Annotated in this window: 4 protein-coding genes; 1 reads left to right on the top strand and 3 read right to left on the bottom strand. The window is 63.5% G+C overall.

Annotated features, from left to right (window positions below; genetic code table 11):
• The 3 genes from FDW83_RS18795 to FDW83_RS18785 form a co-directional block, all read right to left on the bottom strand.
• Positions 1-2,949, bottom strand: a 2,949-nt coding sequence (locus tag FDW83_RS18795; RefSeq protein ID WP_138139586.1) for a Tn3-like element ISMpo10 family transposase, incomplete at its 3' end; no start/stop codon positions are given.
• A gap of 4 nt (positions 2,950-2,953) precedes the next feature.
• A complete protein-coding gene (locus FDW83_RS18790) occupies positions 2,954-3,538 on the bottom strand; it encodes a recombinase family protein (protein WP_010339849.1) in 585 nt (194 codons plus the stop codon).
• A 133-nt stretch (positions 3,539-3,671) separates the two neighbouring features.
• Positions 3,672-4,148, bottom strand: coding sequence for a YkgB family protein (locus FDW83_RS18785; RefSeq protein WP_010339850.1), 477 nt, complete (start codon positions 4,146-4,148; stop codon positions 3,672-3,674).
• Positions 4,149-4,252: 104 nt separating this feature from the next.
• Here FDW83_RS18785 and FDW83_RS18780 point away from each other — a divergent pair.
• Positions 4,253-4,786, top strand: a 534-nt coding sequence (locus FDW83_RS18780; RefSeq protein WP_138139585.1) for a MarR family winged helix-turn-helix transcriptional regulator, incomplete at its 3' end; no start/stop codon positions are given.

The raw sequence follows: 4,786 nt of genomic DNA, 5'->3' as shown, positions 1-4,786 counted from the left end.
CATCTGGCGAAGCGGTCTGAGCGCGGTGGATGGCGCATCGGGATCGGTCCAGAGGTAATCGCCGGTGAGATTGATATGCTGCCAACCGAGCGGTGATAGGTGTTGCAGCAGGTCCGGCGGGACCGGCCGGCCGAGGTTGGCGAGATGCATCCGGGCGGCTTGCAGGTAGGTCGTGTTCCACAGGACGATGGCACCGGCGACGAGGTTCAGCGCGCTCGCCCGATGGCTTTGGGCTTGCAGCGCATGATCGCGGATACGGCCGATGCGATGGAAGAAGATGGCGCGTTTCAGGGCATTTTCCGCTTCTCCCTTGTTGAGTTCGCGGGTGGCGCGGCGACGCTGTTCGGGCTGCTCGATCCAGTCGAGCGTGAACAGGGTACGCTCGACGCGACCGATCTCGCGCAACGCCAGTGCCAGGCCGTTGGCGCGTGGATAGGAGCCGAGCCGTTCCAGCATGATCGAGGCGCTGACGACGCCTGTGCGGATCGAGGTTCCCAGTCGCAGCACGTCGTCCCAGTGTGCCTCGATCAGACCTTCGTCGATGCGGCCCGCGACCAGCGGCGCAATATCGGGGCCGGGTTCGATGCCGTTAAACAGGTGCAAACGGCGTGCGGCGATATTCGGGATACGCGGCGCGAACCGGAACCCAAGCAGATGACATAGCGCGAACACATGGTCGGAGACGCCCCCGCCATCGACGTGATGCTCTTCGATGTGCAGATCGGCGCCGTGGTGGAGCAGCCCGTCGAGCACCTGTGCCGCCTCGCTCGCCGAAGCGGAGATAACTGTGGAATGGAACGGCGCGTAGCGATCCGAGACGTGGCTGTAAAAGGAGACAGCCGGCTCTGTCCCCTTGTGCGGATTGACTGCGCCGGTTGCCTGGGCGCGGCGGTCGAGCGGAAAGTTCTGACCGTCTGAGCTGGACGAGGTGCCGGACCCGAACAGCGCGGCCAGCGGCGCGGTGTGTTGGGCGTCGACAAGCCGGGCGAGCGCGCGACCGTAGGTTTCCTCGCGCAGATGCCATGAGGCGAGCCAACCGAGTTGGCGCTGGGTCACGAGATTGCAGGCTTCCGCCATGCGCGTATGGCCCAGATTGGTGGCATCGGCGAGCACCGCCGTGAGGATCGCACGTGGTTCATCCGCGGCACGGCCACTTTGCAGATGCGTGAAGCACTGGCTGAACCCGGTCCATCGATCGACTTCGGCAAGAAGGTCGGTGATGCGGATCGCGGGCAGATGCGCATAGAGCGGCGCAAGGGCGGTATCGGATTCCTCGGGAGTAATCGCCTTCAAGGGCGAAATCCGCAGCCTGCCCAAGCTGAGCTGCACGTCTTCCAGCGCGTCCGTCTCCGCCTTTCGCTCGACCTCGGCCAATCGACGGGCGAGGCGGGCGCGTCGTTCGGCCAGCCAGATATCGGCCGTATCCGGTGCCGGTATCGGCAAGGGGCCGGCCGCGCGCATGTTGGCGAATACGGGGGCAGGAATGAGTTGCTGCTCGACAGCACGATAGCGTCGGCTTCCCTCGACCCACATGTCGCCGGCGCGAAGCCGGTCGCGAAGCTCGACCAGCACGCACAATTCATAGATCCTGCGATCGGGAATGCCGGTGCCGATCGCCCGACGCCAAGCTTGCCGGATGAAGCCGACTGGCGTGCCTGCAGGCAATTTGCGCAGATGACCAAAATGAAGGTCGCGCATGATCGCGACCGCTCGCGCGAGCGCATGGCAGGCTGGCACCGCCCCGAATGTGAACGAGGCGATGAACGAGGGACCGACCTGTCGGAGGACGGGGTAATTGGTCGCGGCGACCGCGACGGGATCGACCGAATCGGGGCGGATCAGCTTGCGGGCTTCATCGACCTCGCGGCCGAGATCATTCCATCCGATCGCTGCCTCGACCGCAGCGCCGATATCGCCACCTGATATCTTGGCGGCGAGCAAGGCAGCGCCGAGTTGGGCAAGCAGCCGGATTTTGCCGTTGATGGTGCGCCGGTTGCGCTTGAGTGTCGTGTCCGCGCTGTTCTGTTCGCGCCGGAACATCTGCCCAAGCAGGCGATCGAACATCAGCACCGCATCGTCGGTGAGGGTAACGATGGTTTCGAGGATGGTCGCCACCAATGTGGCGCGACGCCGCGTCGCTTGCAGCGTCCGAACATGTTGCGCGGTCAGCCGCACGCCTTCCTGGCACAGGCGTCGGAGGCGCTCGGGATGGACGCCTACGGCGATATCCGGATCGATCCCGATGGCCCGAAGCAGTGTCAGTCGCTCGATGATGGCGGCGAATGTCTTTCGGCCGGGCTTGCCGGGTGACTGCCGCACCCAGGCCAGATCGCTCAAGTTCGTGCCTGTGTGGGGCAGGAGAAGCGCATCGAGCAGCCGGCGCTGTCGAGCATCGAGTCCTCGGGTCAGATGCTCGGCGACATGGCGTTCGGCATCGAGCAACGCCTGTGCGACCATCCGCTCGACCGAACTGATGCCCGGCACAATGATGCGCCGTCGCCGGCACTCATCCAGCATCACGCGCGCCAGCCTAGCCCCGCTGGTCGTCGTCAGCGCGATCGGCAGGAGCCATTCCTGCAACGTCGTTCGCAGCGGCCGACTGAGCGGCATGAAGCCGAATGCATCGCGCAGTGCATCGAGCTGTTCGTACCGGGTCGGGCCGCGCGTCGCGTAGTCGGCCAGCACCTCGGGTCCGACCTGCAATTGCTCTGCGACGAACGCGAGCGGCGTATCAGGGATCAGTTCACCGGGTCGCAGGAAACGGCCAGGATAGCGCAGCGCGCAAAGCTGGATCGCGAAACCCAGCCGGTTATGCGGTCGCCTCCGGCGGACGATGATGGCCAAGTCGTCCCGGCTCAATGTCCAGTGCTGGACGAGCAGGGTTTCGTCGTCGGGAAGCGCGAGCAACGCCGCGCGTTGCTCGTCCGACAGGACGGCGCGACGCGGCATCGGCTTAGACCTTGGCCGGTGCGGTCCAGCCGATCCGGGCAAGCGTGCCGAGAAGGGTCGAACGCGGCACCTTGAAGGTCCGGCAGACGGACGCCTTGCTGGCCCCGCCATCCAGCGCGGCGGTGATCCGCTCGAGCGTTTCGGCGTCGATCATCGGCGGGCGGCCACCTTGGCGTCCCCGGCGTTTGGCAGCAGCCAGTCCCGCCATCACCCGTTCGCGCGTGAGCGCACGCTCATATTGTGCCAATGCACCGAACAGCGAGAACAGCAATTCGCCGTGCGGCGTGGTCGTATCCATCTGCTCGGTCAGCGACCGGAACGCGATGCCGCGCGCCTTCAGATCGGTGACGATCGTCAGCAGGTGCGGCAGCGAGCGTCCGAGCCGGTCGAGCTTCCACACGATCAGTGTGTCGCCCGCGTTCAGATAGTCGAGGCAGGCTTTCAGGCCTGGTCGGTCGTCGCGCGCGCCGGATGCCTTGTCGGTATGGAGATGCCGATGATCGACCCCGGTTGCGACGAGCGCGTCCCGCTGGAGATCGACCGTTTGGCGGTCATCGGTCGTTGACACCCGCATATATCCGACCAGCATGTACGACAAACCCTCGAAAGCATGTTTTCGAACACCCTATCAAAGCGACAGGGTTTGTCGATCGTTATGGGCTGAGGCGGGTATGGTTCGGCAAAAGCGCAGGTCCGGAGCGTCGCCTATCACCTGTTTGCCGTCACGCGTCTGCTGTCCGTATGGACGCAAGTAGAAGGCACGCTGATGCCGCAAGAAGCACCAGGTCCTTCAACAGGAACTGTCCGGTTCCGGCCGAAATCGCCGGGAACCCGCCAGCGGTCGGCTCGGCGACGCCAGGCGTGCTCAGGAAAAACGTCAGTGTCACGGCATAAGTCAGGCATGACATCGCCGCGCCGAGAGCGGAGGCCGTCTTGTTGAAAGCACCGATAATCAGCGCAGCGGCCGTCGCGAGCTCGACGGTGCCTATAAAATAGCTTCCACCCTGCACCCCAAAAACGGCCGGAATCCAGCTCATGATCGGACTGTTCTTCATCAATGGCGCGATGCCCATCGCTTCATAGCTCGTGAATTTCATGCAACCGAACCAGAGAAAGATGACCACCAGCGCCCAGCGCAGCAACGCGAGAGACCCGCGAGAGCCGGTCGTCTTTTCAGCTATGTGTAATGTCGAAAACATGGTGCCTCGCTTTCATCATGGCGCATGACCTGCCTTCATGCTTAGACAGGCGTGATATATGCGCTGCGCATACACTATGCGCCGGCAATGAATGAGGCAACCCTTTGAACGTACTCTCGGACCGGCTCGTCAATCTGTTCGGCGCCCTCGCAGTGGGCATCACCGATCGAATTAAGAAGGCGGCATTCGACCCGACGATACCCGGCGGTGGCGAAACCACCGCGGCGATCGTCGTCATCGGTCACGCGACCGGTCTTTCGATCGACGAATTAGGACGGGTGCTAGGCTTGTCCCACGCGGGGACGGTGCGGCTTGTCGATCGATTGGTTGCAGCCGGGTTCGCCGTTCGATCCAAAGCGCTACGGGACCGTCGTGCAGTAGCGCTGATGCTCACTGAGGCAGGCGAGACTCGCCTATCTGCGATCCTGCAACGAAGAAACGAGACTTTATCCGAAATCCTTAGCCATGTCTCGAATGCTGACCGCCTCGTGCTGGAACGTATTGCCGAGACAATACTTGCGCAGATGTCTGACGACGCTGTCTCGGCGCTGACGATATGCCGGCTCTGCGACGAGAGGCGATGCTACAACTGTCCGATGGATGCCTTTGGAATGCTGGAGTCGTCGACGCATAGAGTC

It is taken from the genome of Pseudarthrobacter sp. NamE2 (assembly GCF_005796205.1).
Taxonomy (GTDB): Bacteria; Actinomycetota; Actinomycetes; order Actinomycetales; family Micrococcaceae; genus Arthrobacter.
The sequence above is the reverse complement of the archived record's forward strand: the minus strand, read 5'-3'. Positions and strand labels throughout refer to the sequence as shown.